Source organism: Lactobacillus helsingborgensis, from assembly GCF_003173695.1.
GTDB classification, from domain to species: domain Bacteria; phylum Bacillota; class Bacilli; order Lactobacillales; family Lactobacillaceae; genus Lactobacillus; species Lactobacillus helsingborgensis.
The window spans coordinates 56,592-78,886 of record NZ_CP029544.1 but is presented as its reverse complement, the minus strand read 5'-3'; the positions used below and the strand labels follow the sequence as shown (position 1 = coordinate 78,886).

Here is a 22,295-nt window from a genome sequence, read left to right as displayed (position 1 = left end):
TTTCAGCTTAAGCCGACCCTCTCTCTATTAAAGAAACATCTACAATGATTTTCTGCGGCCTTTTTACCGCTTTAGGCTTTGTAACTTGTTCAATTAACTTGGTACAGGCAATTTTAGCTATAGTTTGCACATCTTGATGAATAGTGGTTAATTCAGGGACACTATATTGGGCTATCGGCGCGTCGTCAAAACCAATTACTTTTAAATCCTTAGGCACGTTAACGTTAATATCACGTGCTGCTAGGATAATATTCACAGCTAATGAATCATTGGTCGCAAATATTCCAATTGGCGCAGAATATCGGGAGAAAATCCCACGTAAACGCGAACGAATAATTGCCCTTTCCTCCTGTAAACTTGCCCTTTTCGGAACAACCAAAATTCGGTCTGCATCAAAAGTGTTAAATTGTTTTTTGTAGGTATCAACATAACCCTTGATGCGTTCTTTAATAGAAGGATATTCCTTCTCATTTTTAAATAAAAAAGGTTTAGTGTGTGCAGATATCAACTTATTGGTTGCTAAAGCTGCACCTTTATAATGATCTGAACCGATAAAATAGTAGTCCGTATCATTCTGAGCTTCACGATCTATATATACTAGCGGAACAGAATAATTAAGACTTTCAGATTGGAACTTAGTACGCCCAGATATGACAATAATACCATCAACGAGACGGGCATTTAGCATATCAATACTTTTGCGTTCTTTAACTTGATTGTTGGAAGTATCACAAATTATAGTGGAATAATTTTGATTTGCTAATTGATTTTCAATCAATTCAACTAAATTAGAAAAAAAAGAATTGCCTAAATTAGGCACAATAATACCAATTGAATTGGTTCTTTTCTGCCTTAAACCCTTGGCAATGCTATTAGCGTGATAATCATATTCATTGACTACGTCCATCACTTTTTTGGCTGTCTTTTGAGAATAACTGCCACTATTATTAATTACACGAGAAACAGTTGAGATTGATACTCCGCTTAATTTGGCGATTTCTCGAATTGATATGTTTTTATCCGTCATCTTTTTTGTTTACCAATATATTGAAAATTTAAGGAATTAGAATTACTTGTCTCAGTAACTTTTATTTTAACACAACGTGTGGCAAATACTAATGTTGCAGGGTTTCAAGCAATTTTTCAATAGAAACGTTTCCTTTAATTTTTGGTTTTTTATCTAATATTTGCCCTGTAAACGCATACTTGACAAAAATACAACACTAAATTTATACTAATTGATGGAAACGTTTCTATTTTTAATAATAATGAATAATAAGCTATTTGCTTTAGAGGAGATTTTAATGATTGGGATATTAGTCGCTACTCACGGAAAGTTCGCTGAAGGCATTCTGTCAGCAGCAAAAATGATTGTCGGTCAGCAATCTCAAGTGAGTTTCGTTGAATTTGCGGAAACGGATAGTATTGATGGTTTTAAGGACAGAGTGTATCAAAGCTTAAAATCTTTTGGTAAAGGAGCAAAAGTTTTGGCTTTCTGTGATATGTTCGGGGCCAGTCCTTATAACGTTTTGGTGCAAAATTACCCACAATTAAATAAAGATATCGAATATCAGGTTTTTTGCGGCGTAAACTTGCCCATTCTGATTGAAGCACTATTGAGCAGAAACCAATATCAAAGTCTGGATGATTTCACCAAGCATTTGCAACAAATGGCAGCAGAAACCATTAAAATTCAAAACTTTGATTTTTATAAAAAGGGGTAACAAGAATGGCAGAAATAGTTTTAACGAGAATTGATGATCGCTTAATTCATGGTCAAGTAATGACCGCCTGGGTCAAAAAGACCCACGCCAATCACATTATTGTCATTGACGATAAAGTCGCCAAAGATGATTTTATGATTGAAGTACTTAAAATGTCTGCTCCTACGGGCATTAAAGTAGATGTTTTTGATTCTGATACTGCTATCACAAAGCTGCAAGACTTAGACAATTTTAATGACGATAAAATCATTATTTTAGTCAAAGAACCACTTGTAATTGAAAAAGTTATTGTCAGCGGCATCAATATTAGCAAATTAATTATAGGAGGAATGGGTGCAAGAAAAGACCGGCAGCCATTTTATCGCAATATTGCAATGAACGACGAAGAAAAAAAGTCTTTGCAAAATATTATTGACAGAGGTGTCAAAGTAACCATTCATATTATCCCTGATCAAAAAGAAGTTGATGCTGAAAAATATCTGCATTGATGGGATTTAAAGGAGGCAAAAAATGTTAGTATCAGCAATTTTGGTGTGCTTAATTGCAACCATCGCGAATTGGTGGCCCAGTCAGTTATTAACTAGGACCTGGTTTTATCCTTTATGGACGGGATTACTAGTTGGTCTGGCTTTAGGAAAACCTATGCTGGGAATGCAGGCAGGTGCATATATTAATTTAGCATATTTAGGTTGGATCACTGCAGGCGGAACAATGCCGGGCAACCTGCCAGTTGCAGCCGTTTTCGGTCCCACCATGACTATTTTGGCAAATGCTAAACCCAGTTTGGGGGTGTCTTTTGCAGTGCCATTTAGTCTTTTTGGGATATTAACCTTTCAAATTACCATGTCATTGAACTCTATTTGGGTCCATCGCGCCGAAAAATACTTAGATCAAAATAATATCAGGGCAATGAGAATCATGAATTTTGTCCCCTCTGGGATTTTAAATTTCCTGGTAACTGGGGTTCCTGCATTTATTTTAGTTTATTTTGGCGCTGGGACTATGAGAAATCTTCTAGCCAGCATCCCTAATTCGTTAGTTCAAGCTATGCAGGTCGTAGGTGCGATCATGCCTGCTCTTGGTATTGCAATGCTGCTTAATTTCATGGGAACTAAAAAGCTAATGCCTTTTTACTTCTTAGGCTTTCTATTAACTATTTATTTAAAGCTCGACATTATCGGCGTAACTGCACTAGCTGTAGTAATGGGAGTTGTATTCTATCAAACAGGATTTCTGGAAGATAAAAAGAATAACGAAACCCCGAAGGAGGTTAATTAAATGCCTAAATTATCTAAAAAAGACCTGCTAAAAAACTGGGCCTTAATATACTCTAATGAAGCAGCTTATAACTATGAAAGGCTGCAAGCTCTCGGTCAAACCAACGCAATGGTACCTATAATGAGAAAGCTCTATCCCAACGATACCAAAAAGCAGGCACAAGAGCTTAAAAAATACATGATCTTTTACAATACTGAACCGTCTTTTATAGGAACTGTTATTCCCGGAATAGCCACAGCTATGGAAGAACAAAGGGCCAACGGTGCGGAAGAAATAACGGATGAAACTATTAATTCCCTAAGAACAGGTTTAATGGGACCAATAGCTGGAATTGGCGATACTTTAAGCCAAGGGATAATTTATCCGATATTAGCCGGAATTGGCTGTTCATTGGCAATCGCCGGCAACTATTTAGGACCACTATTCTTTGAGATAGTTTACAAAACTTTACTTATTGTTATCGGCTGGAATATGTATAAGTTAGGTTATAGTCGGGGAAAATCCTTCATTTTACAAATAATGCGTGAAGGGACAATTAACAAGCTAACCGATGTTTTTGGCATGATCGGCTTAATGGTGGTCGGATGTATGACTGCCTCACGGGTGGCAATCAGAGTGCCATTAAAGTTAAACATTGGTAATGTCCACATGAACATTCAAAGTCAGGTTTTGGATGCTTTGATGCCTGGGCTCGTACCGCTGGCTTTAACATTATTCGTATATTGGCTAATCAGAAAAAAGATTAATGTTAACTGGATAATTGTCTTTATCTTTATCATTGGTATCGCGTTTAGTTATTTAAATATCTTTGGAATTATCAAGTAGGAGCTTAATATGAAGGCTATAGAACTTAAATCAATTGGAAAATTAGAGTTAGTTGAAAAAGAAAAGCCACGTCCGAAAAAAGACGAGGTTTTAGTTAAAATTAAAGCCTGTGGCATCTGCGGTTCAGATTTACCCCGCGTTTACCAAAATGGCACTTACCATTTTCCCACCATTATAGGTCATGAATTTGCCGGAAAAGTAGTAGAGCTAGGCGAAAACGTTGATCAAAAATTATTAAATCAAAGAGTAGCAGTCTTTCCGATTTTGCCTTGCTTTCATTGCCGTTCCTGCTTATCGGGTGACTATGCCCAATGCGATAATTACAGATACTTTGGTTCACGCAATGACGGCGGGTTTGAAGAATACTTGGCAGTACCAGTATTCAACTTGGTGCCCTTAACAGACAATATTTCTTATGAAGAAGGGGCAATGATTGAGCCTGCAACTGTTGCTCAACATGCAATTCAAAAATCTGGTCTAAAATTGGGTGATAATGTGGTTGTTTATGGAGCTGGCCCTATTGGCATCATGGTCGCCAGATGGGCAAAGCTGGCAGGCGCAAATCATATTGCTTTATTTGATATTGATAACGACGCCATTAACTTTGCACAAAAATTAGGTTTTACCAATACCTTCTTCAATGATGGTCAAAACAATTTAGAAAATATTCAACAAGCCTTCGGCGGAGAGCTAGCTGACATTGTGGTTGAAGCAACCGGTAACACACATTCCTTCAATAACTGCGTTCAATCTATCACAAAATTTGGTACCATAGTATTGCTGGGAAATCCCCATTCAGATATGACTTTAAAACGTGCTACCTACGATCAACTAATGAGAAAAGAAGGTAAAATAATTTCAGTGTATAATGATGTTTATAAGAGATATCCTACAGATGAATGGTCAACCACCCGAAACGCACTTGATAGCAAAGAGTTAAAAGTCCATGATCTAATCACCCAGAGGGTAGCAATTGATGAAGTAACTGATTTATTTGAGCATATCCACAATAAAGAAATCTTCTCATGTAAATCAATGATGGTAATACAGCATAAAGGATAAGAAAGGAACTAATTTAATCAATGAAAGTATCATTATCTTTAATGTGCATGAATTTGACAACAGTCGCAGAGCATATAAAAAAACTTAATTCTTTTACCGATAATTATCATATTGATATTATGGACGGACATTACGTCAGAAATCTCGCTTTATCAGTTGATTTTATCAAAGCTATCAGGCCTTTAACTAATAAAACTATTGATGCACACTTAATGGTAGACAATCCTGAAGACTACATCAATGACTTAATTGCTGCTGGAACCGACTTAATAAATATCCATGCGGAAAAGCTCGACGGACAAGCCTTTCGCTTGATTGATCTCATTAAGCAAAGTGACAGGCAAGTTGGCGTCGTTATCAATCCTGAAGAAAATATTGCAGATATTTCCCAGTATCTTAACTTGGTTGATATGGTTACCGTAATGACCGTAGACCCCGGCTATGCTGGGCAAAAGTTCATTAAGGAAGCATTATTAACCATTAGCCAGCTAAAAGATTACCGTAAGCAAAATAGTCTTCATTTTGAAATTCAAATTGACGGCTCCTGTAATGCCGAAACTTATTCAGATCTCAAAACAGCCGGTTCTGATATTTTAGTTCTCGGCAGCAGCGGCTTTTTCGGGTTTTCGCAAGACATAGATCAATGTATCAAAATGGCTGAAAAATACTTAAATTAAAGCTAAATAGTTTTATACAAGCAAAAATGCTCAGTTGCAACTGTCTAATTGATTAGCTGCACTGAGCATTTTTTGCCAACTAATTTTAACTTGCAGTCACTAGAAAACCTAATACCTGCTGATTAATTATGCTCTGCGCCCCTTATGTCAAGCCCTCTATTTTGGTTATACCGCATATCTTAAATAAAAAAGCTCCAACGTTTGCTTAGCGTTGAAGCTTATCATTTACATTATTTTGCTTACAATTAACTATTATAAAAATTTAATCAGTACACCTACCGTAGCTACCAAAGTTAATATTAGAATTACTTTGTTAGCACTCATCCTTTTAGATGAAATCAGCCAAAAAGTAAACAAAACTGCAATTAGAGGTAATAGCCCCGGGAAGAACCCATCAATAATAGTTTCAAGTGGTTTGGTTTGTGAACCAAAAGGAATCTTGACGGTTGTTTTTAAAGCAATTGTCGAAGCAGCCAGACCACCGATAACAATTGTACCTAAAACTGTGAACATGTTGGTCAGACGTTTAGCACTTTCACCAACAATTTTATCTACAGCAGATACGCCTAACTTGTAGCCACCTTTAAAGCAAATTACCTCTACAATAGTAATAATCACCGCATAAGTTACAATGTAAAATAACGGACCTAAAGGACTGCCACCCTTAGATAACCCCATGGCAATTGATAAGAGCGTGGGAATTAGAATACCCTGCATCAATGAATCACCGATACCAGCTAAGGGGCCCATTAAGGAAGCCTTAACATCGACGGGCATCTCCTCACTGACATTAGTGTTGCCCATACCAATTTGTTCTTCAAGTGACGCTACAATACCATTAACCAGTTGTCCGGTTTGTGGCTCCGTATTGTAAAAAGGCGAATGCCGCTTAAGCAGGCGCTGATAGGCTTGATCATTATTTTTATAATATTTATTGCCTAAAGGCATATATGAAACTGCCCACGCAGCGCCGTGCATCTTTTCATAGCTCATTGCAGATTCAGGCAAGAACATATATCTTAAAAAAATTGACCGTAATTCTTTTTTAGTTAAACGCTCCGGCTTAGCCTCTTGGGCTACTGGCGTTTGTTTATCATCTTGATTAGCCATTATTTTGCCTCCTTAGAATAAATCTGCATCTTCGTATTCATCTTCGGTTTGAATCGCTTTTGCTGTGCCAGATGAATTACTACTATTATTGCTGCCAGTTTTACCGGATATCTGGTAGACAATATAAGCAATTAAAACGGCAATAAATACTAAGCCAATAGTACTCATTTTGGCAAAAGCAATCATTGCAAAACCAAATAGAAAGTAGATTAATTGTAGCTTATTTTTAATCAGCATATTCATTAACATTGCAATACCAAGAGCAGGCAGTAAGCCACCCAGCACCGTGATAATGCTGGTTATTTGCGTTGGAATTACTTTGAGTAAAGCCTCAACTGCTCCCCTGCCAAAGTAAATTGCCGCCCATATTGGCACTGCACGTACTAAGAAAGTAATAATTTGCGGCCAAACGACTTGGTCCATAATAAGGGCATGTTTATTAAAACGGTCAATATCACGATCCGCTCTATGATTAAAATAGGAAAAACCTGCCATTCTTAAGTTATAAAAAATTAAGCCAAATGTTTGACCAATAAAAATAGCAAGGGTAACTGCAATTGCAGGGTCTTTGGTTGTAGCCATTGCTAAACCAATGCCGCCATAAGAAGCATAAGTGATTTCCGTACTTGAAGTTCCGCCAGTATGCATTGTCGCAATGAAAACCGCTTGTACAGCTAACCCGCAAAGTATACCTGCCTTAACATCTCCAAAAATCAAACCACAAATGAAGCCTGCAATTAAAGGTCTGCCTAAAATATAGAACCCGTAGGCAACGCCACCCATAACGATACTATCAACTGCTCCTAAGTATCCGAAAATACCAACTAAAGCAGCTTGCCAAAAAAGAGCCATATTCATTTTTATCCCTCCTTGGCTTTCAACTCATCGTAATGTTTTCTAACCTCAGGCCACGTTTTTTTCTTTTCATCCGGAATCAGTTGAAAAGAAATATTTATGCCATGGTTATACATGTAGTCAAATGCTTCATAATCTTTATCATCAAGGGCTAAAGTTCTTTCAACGACTATTGCCCCTTCACGCGTATTCATTGGTCCTACATTCAGTTCATTACCCCAATCAGCACCGTTTTGCAGAAGCTTAGCAAAAGTTTGGGGTGAATTTGATATTAAGAAAAAGTTTTTGTGTGACTGTACCCCCTTTTTAATTATTTCTGGACCTTTATCATCGCTAAATATACCTACTTTTAAGTTTCCAGCTGCTGCTTTTAAAACTTTTGTTCTGAGTTTATCATGAATGATCTTATCACCCACTACTAAGAAACCATCTATGGGTCTTTCCTTCGACCATCTCGTGGTGGTTTGACCATGAATCACACGGTCATCCACTCTAGCTAATGTTATTGCCATAGAGAAACACCTTCCTCTAGCTAAAATTCAATATTTTGATTTGTGTCCGCTGTTTCTTTAGCTACACAAACTCCTTCCTTACCGAATTTTTCAGCTAAATCTGTGATTTCATCTAAACTTGGCTTGCTAGTTAGTGACAAGCCGACTTCTAAAAGCATAGGCAAATTAAGACCCGCTACAACTCTAATCTTTTGCGGATTTTGAAGATATTTTGCAAAGCACTCATTATAAGGCGAACCACCCTTAATATCGCAAAGGATTAATAAATCATCTGTTTCTTGATCTATGATGTGGGCAAGTTCTTTTTTAAATTGACCAGTATCATCAGGACTTAGTCCTAAATATTTAATCTGATTGTTTGAACCTGCAAGCATTTGATAACTGCTATAAATGCCTTTTGCCATATTCCCGTGTGTTGTAATTAATATCTTCATTATTTGTAACCTACCTATATAAAATAGAAGTGACTTTATATTGATCAGTTCTAAGCAAAGCGTCGGAGCATTCTATCGGCTCATCATTTGCGGCAAAAGTAACTTGGTTTAATTCTAAAGCAGCATCATTTGGTGCCAATTCCATTATTTTTGCCTGTTTTTTGTTTAGATTACGTGCTGAAAAATTCCTGATACCATATTTAATTTTTATTCCTGCATCTTTTTCTATTGCAGCAAATAAAGCAACATTATTAAAATCTACTTTTGCTATTTCCGGGCACTTATCAAGAGAAATCCAATTAAAAGTAAGTATAGCCGGCGTGTCTTCAACACTTCTGAGACGTACCAAATATAATACTTTCTGCTCTTTATCTATTTTTAACTTTTTCTGGATTTCTTTGGTAGGCTCGACAATTTTCTTTTCTATCACTTGCGTGGAAAAATTAATATTCTTGGCTTTCATCGTTTCGGCATACGAGACTAATTCTTGCGCAAAAGGATAAGAAATCTGCGGTTTCGTCACAAAAGTTCCTTTACCCTGAACTTTTTCCAAAGTACCTTCTTTGACTAATAAAGAGATCGCTTTTCTAACAGTCCCTCGTGCTACTCCCAGATTGTCAACAAACCATTTTTCAGATGGAATTTTGTCGCCGGGTGTTAATATTTTTTTATTAATGTCTGTCTTTATTTGGTTCGCAATTTGCTGGTAAATGGATATTGGAGAATTATTATCTATTGATATATTACTCATAGGGATTCATTCCTTCTTTAAAAGTTATTTATTTATAGTATAATCTTTGTTTTTATTATAAAGCATTATACTATTCGCCCTAAAAGCAATATAGCTAAATAAATTAATCAGCTATAGAATCATCATTTCCCTTTATCCCAGTGATAATTTGTGGCCCTGCACTCGTACCCAGCAATGATGCTCCTGCTTCAAGCAAAGATAGAGCCTGCTGTCTGGTTCTGATACCACCAGAAGCTTTCACTTCACATTTGTCTTGCGCAATTCTCTTTAATAATTGGATGTCATCAATGGTAGCGTGACCACCTTTACCCCAACCACTAGAGTTTTTCAGATAAGTGGCACCAGCATCCCTGGCAAGTTCAGCTGCCTTAATCTTTTCTTCGCGTGTCAACATACCAAATTCGAGCATAATTTTAACAACCTTGCCGCCTGCTGCCTTGACCACAGCGGCAATTTCATTTTGGTATTCATCATACATACCAGCCTTTAGGAAGCCGACATTGGGCATCCAGTCAAGTTGATCTGCCCCGTCCGCAAAGCATCTTTGAGCCTCAAACACTTTAACTTCTGTCTTTTGTGCCCCCATTGGAAAACTCATACATGTGGCAACTTGAATGTTGGTACCTTTTAATTCCTCCTTTGCAAGTGTGACCCATTGCGGCTGAATCATGACACCATTAAAGCCAAAGTGCTTGCAATCATCACACAAACCTCTTATATCATCTGGCGTTAATTCTGGATTAACATTAGTATGTTGAATCTTAGAAGCCAATTCCTTATCCGACAAATTTAACATAATAAACCACCTTTCATATTGATTAGCTTATCTTGCGCAATTACTGTAATCGCTTACAGTTATATATAAACATTCATAGACGTCTATGTCAAGAGCAAAATTAAAATAATGTTTTTTTAGTAAAATAAATACCATTATTAGCAGTGTTTAAATTGCTGGGCACTGGCCTTTCATTAAATACAAATATCGCAAAGAGAGTAAATAAAAAGAGCTATCGCACTGATAGCTCTTTTTTGCCTATATTTAAGCCAAAAGACTAATTAAATTTATATCTGCTAAGTTCATGAGGCAATACAACAGTATTATCTTGCACTACTTGCTTTCAGCTAGTTTAACGGCATAATCAATTGCATTTTTTAAACTGACTTCATTAGCTGTGCCTTTAAGAACCTGATCAAAGGCAGTGCCATGATCAACCGACGTTCTGATAATTGGCAGACCCAAAGTGACATTGATTCCTGCAACACTATCCCACTTCTTCTTTTGCTCATCATATTGAAAGCCAATTACTTTCACCGGTATATGTCCTTGGTCATGATACATTGCAACTACAATGTCGTACATCCCGCCATTACATTTTGCAAAAACTGTATCAGCAGGAACGGGACCAGTCACGTTAACGCCTTTTGCTCGCATTTCTGCAACCGCAGGTGCAATTTCCTTTATTTCTTCATCACCAAATAAGCCATTTTCTCCTGCATGTGGGTTTAGCCCTGCAACTGCTACCCGCGGATTTTTGATGCCCAAATTACGGCAAACCTCGTCAGCCAGCTTAATACATTCTGCAACCCTAGGCTTTTTCACCAAATCACAGGCTTTTCTCAAAGAAACGTGTGTAGAAACATGAACCACCCTTAAATTGCCGTGGGCGAGCATCATCGTGTAGTTTGGAGTATGGGTAAATTTACCATAGATTTCAGTATGCCCAGCATAGTGGTGTCCTGCTAAGTTCATTGCCTCTTTGTTTAGGGCATTCGTTACGGTAGCATCAACTTCATGGGCATTAGCCAGTTCAATCACTTTTTTGACATATTGAAAAGCAGCGTTACCCGCCATTTTGCTGACTTGGCCAAACTGCAATTCAGAGATTTCAACTTCGTGCATATCGTAAACATCCATTGTCCCGTATTGGAACTTAGCATCTTTAACGTTAGTAATGGGGTTAAGCTGCAGTTTACGGTCAGGTAATATTTCCATTACTTTTTCGAGAACATTGCTATCACCTATCAATAAAGGTCGGCATTTTTCATAAAGTCGTTGATCCTGAAAAGTTTTCAAAGATATTTCCGGTCCTATACTTGCAGGATCTCCCATTGTAATACCAACAATTGGTCTACCCATCAGTTTTGTCTCCTTTTCAACTACTTTTTATATTCACTGTAATACTCATCTATAGTATTTTGAATGGTCGTCACTGCTTCTTTAGTTAAACCATTAAATGGTGCGCGGGGCATCCCCACAGGATAGCCCATGACATTAGTTGCTTTCTTAACAATTGTATTCGGATTTCCTAACTTGAAACAGTTTCTAAACGGACGGATAGAATCTTGCGCTTTCCTAGCTTCTTCCCATTTACCAGCTTGATAGTAGCGGTAGATTGATACCATAATTTCCGGTAATACATTCGCACAAGCGGCAATACCACCGGTACCTCCGGCTTTCAAAGTCCACAAAATGAGAGAATCATTACCTGATATGACTGCAAAATCCTTATTTCTGGTTAATTCAATGTACTGCAAAATATTGTCGAAATTACCGCTTGAATCCTTAATACCAGCAATATGTGGCAAATCGGCCAGGCGAGCCACAGTTTTAGGTGCGAGAGCATTGCCCGTCCTTGCAGGGATGTTATAAAGCAAAATTGGAATATGAACAGCATCATTTAAAGCCTGATAATGCTTAAATAAATCTTCCTGTGAAGCTTGCGCAAACCACGGAGTAATAACTGATAATGCGTCTGCCCCTAGCTCCTCAGCTTGCTGCGACAACTGAATTGTTTCTGCTGTAGAAACACAACCTGTGCCCACATATACTGGAACCCGGTGATTTGCCTGTTTAATTACCGTTTCCATCACTTTTAATTTTTCATCATGGCTAAGAATATATCCTTCACCGTTTGTGCCTAGCGTAAAAACTCCGCTGATGCCGGCATTAATCTGCCGCTCAACCTGATTTTTCAACTCTGCATAATTTATTTGACCATTTTCATCCATCGGGGTCACCATTGCTGCAATAATACCCTGAGCAATCTTTGTCTGACACATTTTAAAAACTCCTCCTTCTAAACTACATTACTGCTTTATAAATTTGAGCAATTTCTGAGCGCGTTAATTTTTTCAGATTGTGACTGAGCAAGCGCTTTTGCTCTAGTGCTGAATCAACTAAAAAGTCCAAGTCTGTTTCCTGTACACCAAATTTTTTAAGATCAGTTGGTATTTCGGTTTTTGCAACAATTTCTGCAATCTTAGCAATTACAAAATCGGCTTTCGCACTAGTACTTTTACTGCCTTCTTCCGGCCAAATATTAGTGCAAAGTGCTGCTAAACGATCTTCAATCGCCGGCTTGTTAGTTTCCATGCATGCTTTAAATAAAATGGCATTAGCTACGCCATGAGCAATATGGAATTTGCCACCAAGCGGATACGACAAGGCATGAACTATGTTGGTTCCGGAAGCGGTGATTGCTACGCCACCATAAAAGGCACCCAGTTGCAGCGCTTCACGTGCCTGAATATCCTTTGTGTCTTGATAGGCCTTAATAATATTCTTAAAAATCAATTTAGCACCAAGAAGTGCCACACCGTCACTCATTACAGTGGCGTTTTTAGCCGTATAACATTCAACGCAGTGGCTGAGTGCATCAATTGCTGACGAGGCAAGAATTGACTTGGGCAGGTTTTTAACATTATTGCCATCAAGCAGAACTAAATCCGGGAGCATTGCATCCGCTACAATACCAAACTTAACCTGTTTTTCCGGAATGCTGACTATCGCATTAATTGTGGCTTCTGAGCCTGTACCCGCAGTAGTCGGAATAAAAACGGTGGCACAGTGTTTTTGTGCTTTGGTCGGATCATTAATCAGATCTTTAACGCTCAAATCGGTATGAAGCAATAGTGAAATCAGTTTGGCAGCATCCATTACCGAGCCGCCGCCGATAGCAACAATCGTATTGAAGTTAAACTGGCTAACCTTCTTAAAAAGAGCATCAACTTGGGTATAGCTTGGTTCAGGTTTAATTTCGGATTCAATTTGATAAGCAATACCATGTGCTTGCAGGCAATCTTCTAGCGGTTGAACCAAACCCGCTTTTAACAGTCCTTGATCCGTGAAAAGTAAAACATTCGTATTTTTTCTGGTTTGCAAAAATTCACCTAATTTGTCCAGTAAATTTTCACCCAGATATACCCTCTGCGGTAACTTTAAAAAAGCTTCTTTCATCACAGTCTTACTCCTTTTCTTCTTTGACCCAGTCTTCTGTAAACTCGACAAAAGCAATATTTTGTCTGAAATAGGTAAACGTCAAAGCAATTTTACCGTTTCTTGTCGGTTTAACTGAGGGATACGAAAATTCCCTATTTTTCTTATCTTTAGAATTATTAGTGAGGGCATAACCGCTGCCTTCGGCAATATTTCTTACATACGGCCAAGTTTTACCGTTATCTTCTGAAATTGCCACGGTTAATGGTGCCCGGGGCGCACCCCAAAAAGCAGTTTTAGCAGCTTTTTTGTTGGACGTTTCCTTTGCCGTGGTTTTTTCGGAAAATAATGATAGTCTTCTCACTGTTGCATCTTCAGCACTGGACTTATTAAAAGCTAAAATTATGTTGCCGTCAGGCAGCAGTGCTGCTTGGATAGATGAATTATTATTCGGCAAGTCAATTGCCTTAGGTGGCGTCCAGCGGCTGCCGTCATTAGAAAAAGAACGGTAGATATTATCAGCCCAACGACTTCTAAAAAAGCCTACATATCCCGCGTTATTTTGTAGCTTGACAATACTCATTTGAACGCAGCCCTGACTATCGGGGACTTCGTATTCTTTCCAAGTTTGTCCGCTATCCTGCGAAACCCGGACACAACTGTAATCATAACTGCCATCCCATGGTTTGCCGTCATTTTTAACTACACAATGATAAAGGGGTAAAAGCCACTCTCCATTAGCTGTTACAACTAGCGGATGACGAATAAACAGACCACTTTCACCTGGAAATAGATTACTTTGCAAGCTCCATGTTTTCCCATTATCATGTGAAACACGATATTGAATTATCGCCGTATCTTCATTTCCACCAACTTGGGAAGTGTAAAGTAGCCAAATATCGCCATCAGGTGCCGCAAATAAAACCGGATTTTGATCGGAACGACCGGGATTGTTCGACATTGGAACCGGCTTTGACCAGCTATCTGTTCCTGCTTTCAATTCAGCCATAAAAATGGTAATGTCGTCTGTGCCTTCTTCAGTACCTGAAAACCAAGTACACAAGGTATCACCATTAGGTAATATCAATAAGTTGGAAGCATGACTTTGAATTCCCGAATCTGGCAACAACATAGTTCTGTCAAATTTAGCAGTTAAGCTTTCTTGTAATTCCATGATATTTCTGCCTTCTTTCCTAAAGAACGTAATTTATTTAAACCAAACATAATCAAACTCGAATCTCCAAAAGCACCAGCTTTAGAAATCATATTAATACCGTCAAATTCACCGCCAACAACGGTTAGAAGCGGCATCCCCAAAGCAACTTCTTCTCTAATTACCGTTCCCTGTGCCTTCACAATTCTTAAAATACTTTGTGCAGTTGTACCACCAGTAACAAATAAGCCAGAAACAGGAAATTCTTTAATCACGCGGCGGCAAATACCTGCCAGTATCATTTGAATGGTGTTCTCCATTTCCGTACCAACTATGCCAGCCTCATTAAAACTGGTCTTGGTTTTTATTAAATCTGCCCTTTTTAGTGATGCGGACGATACCAAGGCCAAATTTCTGCCTTTTTTTAAAATACTTACAGCCTGGTCAACGTATTCAGAATAATTTTCTGTTTTATAAATTTCATAAATCGGCAATGCAATGATAGCCAACCCATTTTCTTTGGCATAAAGAATCTGTTTTCTAGTTTTACTGCTGACGCTGCCAACTAAAGCAATTGCCGGTGTTGCCACACTACTCTTTTTGACCATTCCTTCAATTAGACCAGAGGAGCCAACCCAGAGGATTTTGCCTTTTAATCCCTGAAATAGAGAAACAATCTTGCAAAAATCTTCATCATTTTCGGTATCAAAGCCAAAGCATTTTTTGCTCAAATCCAAGTCTTTGTTAGACCGTAAATCTTTTAAAGAGTAATATTGCACGCTATTAACGCCAAAGCTTTGGGCCAAGATTGTTTCAACATTATCCAGCAATACCGGTTTAACGGGATCGCAGGCAAATTCCGTTTTGCGCAGTTCTTTGCCACTAACCAGAACTTTCTTATTAATTACCTGCCTGCCTAGCGCCGGCAAGGCTGGTGCAAAAACAACGTAATCTGGTGTAAAACGGTCGTTAATCGCTCTTAATTCAGTAACAATATTACCCCTCAAAGTCGAATCAACTTTTTTATAAACAAAATCGAACTGGTTCATATCAATTGAATTTAAAATTGTTTTTGTTTTTTCATAAGCCGTTTTTTCTGAGTCATTTCGTGTTTCCGTATCAATTACACAAGAAGTGTGGGGAACAATATTAATTGCTGAGAAAAAAACATTTACTGGCATACCTTCTTCTGTAAGCTTAACACCGGTATCATTAGCACCAGTAAAGTCATCAGCAATTATCAAAAATTTAGCCATTTTTCCACCCGCCATCAGATATTCTTTACATAGATAATCTTAAAATGATTAAGAACAAAGCTGTAATATTTTTTGTTTCACTTTTAAACACTTATCAGGGAATTAAAAATGAAGTATACTAACTCTAAAAATATGTTCAAAATTGAAACGGAGGTTATTATGACTGCTAAAATTCTCTGCATCGTTCCCTATCCCGGTTTGAGAAACAAAGTCCAACACTTTTTTAAGCAATTAACAACAGAGAATGCTGATCTGGACATTCAAATTCAAATTGAACTAGCTAATTTAGCGAATAAAAACAATTTGGCCGCTTTAGTTAAAAATAATGATTTTGACTTATTACTTTCCCGTGGTGGAACTGTCGCCTTTTTGGAAAAACAAACCAATGTACCTGTAATAGATATTGGTATTTCCCAGTACGATATTATTCGGACGATCAAAAGCATTCCCGACTTGAGTAAGTCCGCTATCATCTGCTATGACGCCTTCGATCAAGCTATCTCCCAAACCTTGGCTCAATTTAATATTAAAATGACCAAATATGTAGTACAGAAAAAAATGGATATTAAAAATGCAATGGCAAAGCTTGCAGCAAGCGGTTATCACAATATAATTTGTGATTCAGGCATAATTGTCGCTTCCAACAATATCTACCACCTCAATTCTTATCTGATTGAATCGGGAGACGAAGTTGTCTATCAAGCACTTAAAACCTGTTTTCTCTTACTTAGGGAAAAGGAAACAAATATTAATTACTTCAATCTGCTTTCCGAAACCCTCGCAGCATTTCATAATTACACACTCTTTTTTGAAAAAGATAATTATTTTAACGTTTTATTCAGCACTAATAAGAAAAAAGCCGCATTTTTGGCAAAAAAGGTGCGTAAAGCGCTCAGTGACGCCACACCGATCGTAACTTGGGCTAATTCCTCCTGGCACGTAGTAGTAACGCAGACACCCAACTTTTCAATTGCTACACTTGATTATTTAGGAAAAGCTGCATCAAGCAGTCAAACACACTTTGATGCGGATTATATCTCCTCAGTCTATTCGACCTGCTATGATAACCAGTTTTTCAAATTACTCAGACACTATTCTCACCTCCAAGCGCCCGTTGCCATAATCGGTGCAGATGGCCTTGAAAAAGAATATTTAGGCAGCCTAATCTTTAAAGAAACAGACGCTGCAACTCCAATACAGATTTCTCTGTCAGATCATGAAAGCTTAAGCAAAGCTCTTGCTGATAATGACTCGATATTCTTTGATAATCACCATCTTATTCAGATCACCGGCTTAGAGAAATTGCCAGCCTCTGACCAAAATGACTTTTTTGAATTTATCCGTAAATCGAATTTGGACGGCAGAAACAAGTTGGTTTTCTTAATTACCCAGCCTTATGGAACAAAGTTGAACATTTCTTTTCCTGATTACCTCACAGTTAACGAACTCTTTTTAAAACCTTTAAACGCAATGTCTTATGACGTTTTTAATCAGTTGGTACACTCCATTCTCAACGATTTTAATTTAAAGACGGGTAAAACTTTTTCAGGAATTTCTGACACAGCATTAGACCATCTATCGAGTTACCCGTGGCCCCACAACTACCGCGAATTTATTCACGTTTTGACTACTGCCCTAGCAGTAGCTGACGCCCCGATTTTAAAGGGCAAAGATATTGATCTGATCTTAACTCAGCTGGCTGTGAGTGAAAAATCACAGCCAGAACAAGCGGCTTTAAAGGTAGCCAGTCCCGCACATCGAGGACATTCTTTGCATGATATTATCGTCCAAGACATTAAACAGGCGCTCAAAGAAAATAATGGCAATAAAACCAAAACGGCTAAAGAATTAAACATTAGTCGCGCAACTTTATGGCGCTATTTAAAACGGTAAAAACTGGGTTATTATCAAACTGCTGCCAAATTATGCTGGGAATAATACACAGCACATCACAGCAACAACGGTGATATAAATTATTGTTAACGGGATAGTATAGACAAATGTTCTGCCAATTTTATAGTGTCCCTGGGCAACAGCAATACCTATGGCAGTATCCATTGGCATAATAACTGCAGCATTAGACGCAATTACGGTTGCTAAACCTGCAGCACGGGGATCAAGTCCGGAAGCAACAGCCACTGCAATAGCGATTGGCGTTAAAATCATGGTTGTTCCCATGTTCGAGCCGGTCAAGTTGGCCATGATTGTCGCCGCAAAAGCAAAGACAAAGGTAATGACCCAAATGCTGGAATTATTGCCCAGAACTCCTTGTAATGCTGAACCAATCATTTTGGTTACGCCTTTAGCAGCCATAATATCAGCAAGACCAAACATTCCGCCTAAAAGATAGATAATGGGACTGGACATACCCTCGCGAATTTCTTTAAAACTGATAATATTGCAAAAATACATCAGGCCAATTCCTACTAGTGGGATAACGTAGACAATATTTCCTAATTGATTGGTAAAAAACATGGCAATTGTAGTTACAACAAAAGAAATGTAAATCAAATTTTCCTGCCATGATTTTAAGTTATCAGTCGCTTCTTCTTCCTGTTCTTTTTGATCCTGCCCCGCATCAATTTTTAATTCCTTTTTGGGTAAAACACGATACGCAATTAAGGAATAAACAAATGCAACTAAAAGTGGCACTGCACCGGCAATGATCCAAGTGCCCATACTTACTGTATGGCTGAAGCCAGCGTTAGTAATAAAATTATTTAACGCTAACACATAAACCATGGTCATACCCATAGGAATTTTACGAGCGCTAATATCGACCATTGAAGCCAGCGGCAACAGCATTTGTCCCGATGGTATACCACCACCTGCAGGTAAAGTTGACAAAACCAAACAGATTAATAAGGTTGCAGGTCCCGGTTCCATTACTGTCATCAGAATAACAGTGAATAATAGCAAAACTACAAATAGTGTCAGCCCACTTTTACCTTTTTGAATTTTTAACAAAAATGCCTGTAATTTATGAATGGCACGTGTCCGCGCAAAAAGTGAACTGATAATTACATATCCTGCAGTTAAGATAGTGTTATTGTTAATAAAGCCACCGTATGCTTGTTGTACGGTGGCTGTTCCAGTTAAAACCAAGATTGTACAGGCGGCAACTGGCGCAAATCCAAAATCAAACTTATCAGAAACCATTGCTACGATCATTACAGCCATTACAATTAAAACAATGTACGCTTGTGACATTTTAATGACCTCTCTCAAATAAAACATACCGGTTAATCGCTTACATTGTTTATGCTAATAAAAATCATAACTAAACTACATTGAATATCGTCTTATTTTTAAACATTATTTACTGGATAAAAAGAAATCACTCGTAAATGAATATTTATCGTCTTATTTTTAAACAATAAACACTAAAACAATTTAATTGGGCAATATAGAATAGGATTAAAAGTATTTTTATGAAAGAAGGTTTTCTATGACTGTTAACGAAAATACTCAGATTGATCCAGAAAAATTCGCATATCATTTTGCGACAGTTGCCCGTCAGATGAATTATTCTCAACAAGACTTAATACCTGAGGCCAAAAAATTCTTGTTAAGTTACTTGACCGCATACTACTTAATAGGTGATTTCAACACTCTAGAAGATACACAATTTACTACCAATAAAAAATTGAGCAACCTTTCGTTTGATGAAATGGTGGATAAGATCCAGCAACTTAATTCAAAGCAAATGCTAAATAATTAACCCAGAATGTAAGAAAGGAAAATGATATGATTTACGCTAATATTAATGATTCAACTACTACTTTCATTCGTCAAAATCAGTATCTGGATAAGGCTTTTAAATGGCTGCAAGAAACCGATTTGACCAATTTAGCTGTTGGCAGATACGATATCAGTGATGGCATTTTTGTTAAAATTCAGGAATATAATACGAAAGACGAAAAAAAGGGTCGCTTTGAAAATCATCAAACGCACCTTGATTTTCATTATTTAATTAAGGGTGCAGAAATAACAAGGGTAACCAAACCTAACGGCCTGACTGAAATAGATAATGCACTTGCAAGCCCGGATGACGTAGCGCATTATCAGCGCTTTACTGGTCCAGCAACTTCAATTTGCTTACATCCTGGAGATTATATTATTTTATTTCCTGAAGATGCTCATGAAGCTTGCTTAGATTTAGACGTTAATGAAAAGCCATGTAAAAAGGCGGTTATCAAGGTGCCAATTAAGTTGGTGCAATAATTTATTAGACAGAAAAAGGGCTCCGAAAGCGACCATGCTTTTGGAGCCCTTTAATATTTTGTACTTATAAAACTGTTATCAATTATAAATCAGCTAAATTCTTTTTCTTAGGAGCATCCTTAGGACTATTAGCGTCCTGCTCTTTATAACCAAAGAAGTAGGTCAAAGCAAATGCAGCAACAATTGTCACAATGGAGGCAATCCAGAAGTTCAGCAGGTTATTAGGATTGCCTTGCCCAGCTTTAGGCACAAAGGATGGAAATCCGATTAAACTGCCAGTAAAGCCATACATATCAACTTTAAGCAGACCGTTTACCAGACCACCAATGGCAGCACCAAGACTTGAAGTCATAAATACACGACCATACTTTAAGTTAACACCGTACATTGCCGGCTCAGTGATACCAACAGCAGCGGAAATAGCGGCACTTAAAGATAATCCCTTTAAGTCAGGATTATGCTTGGTCTTAAACCAAACGGCCAGAGCACCAGCACCTTGTGCAATCATAGTTACTGAAACAATACCGTTTAAAATACTATGTCCCGTTGCAGCAATATCATTCGCAATAATTGGCACTACTGCCCAGTGCAGTCCGAAGATAACGAGTATCTGGTAAAGACCACCGATGATTAAGCCGGAAAGTGCAGTGTTGACAGTTAAGAGCCATTGCAATACTTTGGCAATTCCCGTAGAAATAAACGAAATTACGGGCCCTACAATAATTAAGACTGTCATCCCTACCAAAAAGATTTCTACTAGTGGAGTAAAAATTTGTCTTAATGTAACTGGCATCCATTTTTTAATCCACGGTTCAATTTTAGCAGCCATCCAAGCCGCAAAAATCATTGGGAAAATTGAATAAGTATATTGTGGAATATGAATTGGAATACCGAAGAAGTTGGCATTAATACCAACGCCAGCTAAGTAGTAACTGAATTTGCCGCTGGCATAAATTTTTACTAAATCAGGGTAAATCAGAAAACCGCCAATAATAGAAACAACTACTGGATTAGAACCTAATCTTTGAGCAGCTGTAAAACCAACAATTAAAGGCAGAAAGTAAAACGATGCATCCCCCATCGCATTGATAATAGTGTAAGTTGGCGAAGCCGTAGACATGTGGCAGAAGTTAGTTAAAATGTTAAGAATACCTTTTAACATACCGCTGGCGGCCAGCAAGCCAATTACAGGCATCATAGAGCCGGTAATTACACCTATTAACTGGAAGAAGCCGTTTTTAATCTTGCCACCGATAGATTGATTAGCCTCTGGAGCTGGAGCAGCAGCTGTAGTCTCACCTTGCCCAGCGTATTTTGGCCCAAGTAGTTTGATTAATTCATCATAAACGTCTTCTACCGTTTGACCAATTACTATCTGATATTGGTTATTTGCACGGGTAACATCTATTACTCCTTTAATGTTGTTAACCTCGTCATCCTGCGGAATACTATTATCATTTAAGGTAAAGCGCAGACGAGTAAAGCAGTGCATAACACTTTTAACATTATCAGCGCCACCAACTGCCTTAACAATTTCACGAGCTGTAGTTTGGTATTTATTTTCTTTTTTGTTAGCTGCAACCGGTGCTGACTTAGTCTGTTTCAATGTAATAGTGGCTGCCGATTCACCGGCAGACTTAGTGCCCAGAGCAAGATCGATACCAGCTAAAATATCAGCGGTATTAGTAATCGCCAGAATGACGGTATCATCTTTTTGGGCATCTTTAATTGCCTGCAGATCCATTGTCCCCAGTTGCTGCCCTGCTTTTACTTTAGAGCCGGCTGCCACTTGCAAATCAAACGGTTTGCCGTCAAGTTCAACGGTATCTATACCAAGGTGAATCATCACTTCCACATCATCTGCAGTTTGCAAACCAAGTGCGTGCTTTGTTTTAGCAACCATTACCACCTTCCCAGTTACAGGCGAAACTATTTCTCCTGCACTAGGTTTAACAGCAAAGCCTTCCCCCAACTTTTTCTGAGAAAAAACCGGATCATTAACATCTTCAAGATTAATGACCTGACCGGCAACAGGTGCCAGTATTTTAATCGTATTACTCATAATTAAACCTCCATGAAATTACTGCATAATGGTTCGTCATATATTGATAACGCTTTCCTAAAAAATTATATATATTGTATAGACAAGTGTCAACATATTGATTATTATATTGTTGTAATAGTCTATTTTATGCTTGTTAACTATACTAGACAGGTT

General features: G+C 38.0%; 23 protein-coding genes. 9 read left to right on the top strand and 14 right to left on the bottom strand.

Annotation, left to right across the window (positions count from 1 at the left end):
• Nucleotides 1-7: 7 nt before the first annotated feature.
• The gene (locus DLD54_RS00355; protein WP_109917850.1) at nucleotides 8-1,027 is read right to left on the bottom strand and encodes a LacI family DNA-binding transcriptional regulator; all 1,020 of its coding nucleotides are present in this window, start codon (nucleotides 1,025-1,027) and stop codon (nucleotides 8-10) included.
• A gap of 277 nt (nucleotides 1,028-1,304) precedes the next feature.
• On the opposite strand from DLD54_RS00355, the gene DLD54_RS00350 reads away from it, so the two are divergent.
• From DLD54_RS00350 to alsE, 6 genes are read left to right on the top strand one after another with little or no spacing between them, the layout of a single operon-like run.
• The gene (locus tag DLD54_RS00350; protein WP_038520599.1) at nucleotides 1,305-1,724 is read left to right on the top strand and encodes a PTS sugar transporter subunit IIA; all 420 of its coding nucleotides are present in this window, start codon (nucleotides 1,305-1,307) and stop codon (nucleotides 1,722-1,724) included.
• Nucleotides 1,725-1,729: 5 nt separating this feature from the next.
• The gene (locus DLD54_RS00345; RefSeq protein WP_038520597.1) at nucleotides 1,730-2,212 is read left to right on the top strand and encodes a PTS sugar transporter subunit IIB; all 483 of its coding nucleotides are present in this window, start codon (nucleotides 1,730-1,732) and stop codon (nucleotides 2,210-2,212) included.
• Nucleotides 2,213-2,234: 22 nt separating this feature from the next.
• Nucleotides 2,235-3,002 (top strand): PTS mannose/fructose/sorbose/N-acetylgalactosamine transporter subunit IIC, encoded by a 768-nt coding sequence (locus DLD54_RS08860; RefSeq protein ID WP_038520594.1) that lies wholly within the window; start codon nucleotides 2,235-2,237, stop codon nucleotides 3,000-3,002.
• Entirely contained in the window at nucleotides 3,003-3,827 is an 825-nt protein-coding gene (locus tag DLD54_RS08855) for a PTS system mannose/fructose/sorbose family transporter subunit IID (RefSeq protein ID WP_109917849.1), read from the top strand.
• A gap of 9 nt (nucleotides 3,828-3,836) precedes the next feature.
• Nucleotides 3,837-4,889 carry a galactitol-1-phosphate 5-dehydrogenase gene (locus tag DLD54_RS00330; protein WP_109917848.1) on the top strand — a complete coding sequence of 351 codons (1,053 nt, stop codon included), beginning with the start codon at nucleotides 3,837-3,839 and terminating at the stop codon, nucleotides 4,887-4,889.
• Nucleotides 4,890-4,909: 20 nt separating this feature from the next.
• Nucleotides 4,910-5,566, top strand: a complete 657-nt coding sequence (alsE, locus tag DLD54_RS00325) for a D-allulose 6-phosphate 3-epimerase (RefSeq protein ID WP_109917847.1) — start codon at nucleotides 4,910-4,912, stop codon at nucleotides 5,564-5,566.
• A gap of 252 nt (nucleotides 5,567-5,818) precedes the next feature.
• Here the strand turns inward: alsE and DLD54_RS00320 are convergent, their stop codons facing one another.
• The 11 genes from DLD54_RS00320 to DLD54_RS00270 form a co-directional block, all read right to left on the bottom strand.
• Nucleotides 5,819-6,676 (bottom strand): PTS system mannose/fructose/sorbose family transporter subunit IID, encoded by an 858-nt coding sequence (locus tag DLD54_RS00320; RefSeq protein WP_109917846.1) that lies wholly within the window; start codon nucleotides 6,674-6,676, stop codon nucleotides 5,819-5,821.
• A 12-nt stretch (nucleotides 6,677-6,688) separates the two neighbouring features.
• A complete protein-coding gene (locus DLD54_RS00315; protein WP_038520578.1) occupies nucleotides 6,689-7,534 on the bottom strand; it encodes a PTS mannose/fructose/sorbose/N-acetylgalactosamine transporter subunit IIC in 846 nt (281 codons plus the stop codon).
• Nucleotides 7,535-7,536: 2 nt separating this feature from the next.
• The gene (locus DLD54_RS00310) at nucleotides 7,537-8,043 is read right to left on the bottom strand and encodes a PTS sugar transporter subunit IIB (RefSeq protein WP_038520575.1); all 507 of its coding nucleotides are present in this window, start codon (nucleotides 8,041-8,043) and stop codon (nucleotides 7,537-7,539) included.
• A gap of 20 nt (nucleotides 8,044-8,063) precedes the next feature.
• Nucleotides 8,064-8,477 carry a PTS sugar transporter subunit IIA gene (locus DLD54_RS00305; protein ID WP_109917845.1) on the bottom strand — a complete coding sequence of 138 codons (414 nt, stop codon included), beginning with the start codon at nucleotides 8,475-8,477 and terminating at the stop codon, nucleotides 8,064-8,066.
• 10 nt (nucleotides 8,478-8,487) lie between these two features.
• On the bottom strand, nucleotides 8,488-9,228 hold the full coding sequence (locus DLD54_RS00300; protein ID WP_038520570.1) for a GntR family transcriptional regulator: 741 nt from the start codon (nucleotides 9,226-9,228) through the stop codon (nucleotides 8,488-8,490).
• 103 nt (nucleotides 9,229-9,331) lie between these two features.
• A complete protein-coding gene (deoC, locus tag DLD54_RS00295) occupies nucleotides 9,332-10,024 on the bottom strand; it encodes a deoxyribose-phosphate aldolase (protein WP_038520567.1) in 693 nt (230 codons plus the stop codon).
• 312 nt (nucleotides 10,025-10,336) lie between these two features.
• Complete coding sequence (pdxA, locus tag DLD54_RS00290) at nucleotides 10,337-11,365, bottom strand: 4-hydroxythreonine-4-phosphate dehydrogenase PdxA (protein ID WP_199692031.1); 1,029 nt, start codon at nucleotides 11,363-11,365, stop codon at nucleotides 10,337-10,339.
• Between the two features lie 20 nt (nucleotides 11,366-11,385).
• Nucleotides 11,386-12,288, bottom strand: coding sequence for a 4-hydroxy-tetrahydrodipicolinate synthase (gene dapA, locus DLD54_RS00285; protein WP_046326516.1), 903 nt, complete (start codon nucleotides 12,286-12,288; stop codon nucleotides 11,386-11,388).
• A 22-nt stretch (nucleotides 12,289-12,310) separates the two neighbouring features.
• Nucleotides 12,311-13,465 (bottom strand): iron-containing alcohol dehydrogenase, encoded by a 1,155-nt coding sequence (locus DLD54_RS00280; protein WP_109917844.1) that lies wholly within the window; start codon nucleotides 13,463-13,465, stop codon nucleotides 12,311-12,313.
• A 7-nt stretch (nucleotides 13,466-13,472) separates the two neighbouring features.
• A complete protein-coding gene (locus DLD54_RS00275; RefSeq protein ID WP_109917843.1) occupies nucleotides 13,473-14,618 on the bottom strand; it encodes a sialidase family protein in 1,146 nt (381 codons plus the stop codon).
• The gene (locus DLD54_RS00270) at nucleotides 14,597-15,853 is read right to left on the bottom strand and encodes a four-carbon acid sugar kinase family protein (protein ID WP_158593301.1); all 1,257 of its coding nucleotides are present in this window, start codon (nucleotides 15,851-15,853) and stop codon (nucleotides 14,597-14,599) included. The genes DLD54_RS00275 and DLD54_RS00270 overlap by 22 nt, the downstream gene beginning before the upstream one ends.
• A gap of 159 nt (nucleotides 15,854-16,012) precedes the next feature.
• Between DLD54_RS00270 and DLD54_RS00265 the strand changes: the two genes are divergently transcribed.
• Nucleotides 16,013-17,746, top strand: a complete 1,734-nt coding sequence (locus DLD54_RS00265; protein ID WP_158593300.1) for a PrpR N-terminal domain-containing protein — start codon at nucleotides 16,013-16,015, stop codon at nucleotides 17,744-17,746.
• Between the two features lie 30 nt (nucleotides 17,747-17,776).
• Here the strand turns inward: DLD54_RS00265 and DLD54_RS00260 are convergent, their stop codons facing one another.
• The gene (locus tag DLD54_RS00260) at nucleotides 17,777-19,063 is read right to left on the bottom strand and encodes an SLC13 family permease (RefSeq protein ID WP_158593299.1); all 1,287 of its coding nucleotides are present in this window, start codon (nucleotides 19,061-19,063) and stop codon (nucleotides 17,777-17,779) included.
• Between the two features lie 238 nt (nucleotides 19,064-19,301).
• Here DLD54_RS00260 and DLD54_RS00255 point away from each other — a divergent pair, with 238 nt between their 5' ends.
• Entirely contained in the window at nucleotides 19,302-19,574 is a 273-nt protein-coding gene (locus tag DLD54_RS00255) for a hypothetical protein (RefSeq protein ID WP_109917840.1), read from the top strand.
• 26 nt (nucleotides 19,575-19,600) lie between these two features.
• Nucleotides 19,601-20,077, top strand: coding sequence for a NanQ anomerase/TabA/YiaL family protein (locus tag DLD54_RS00250; protein WP_109917839.1), 477 nt, complete (start codon nucleotides 19,601-19,603; stop codon nucleotides 20,075-20,077).
• Nucleotides 20,078-20,159: 82 nt separating this feature from the next.
• Here DLD54_RS00250 and DLD54_RS00245 read toward each other — a convergent pair whose 3' ends face one another.
• Complete coding sequence (locus DLD54_RS00245) at nucleotides 20,160-22,139, bottom strand: PTS sugar transporter subunit IIABC (RefSeq protein WP_109917838.1); 1,980 nt, start codon at nucleotides 22,137-22,139, stop codon at nucleotides 20,160-20,162.
• Nucleotides 22,140-22,295 lie beyond the last annotated feature (156 nt).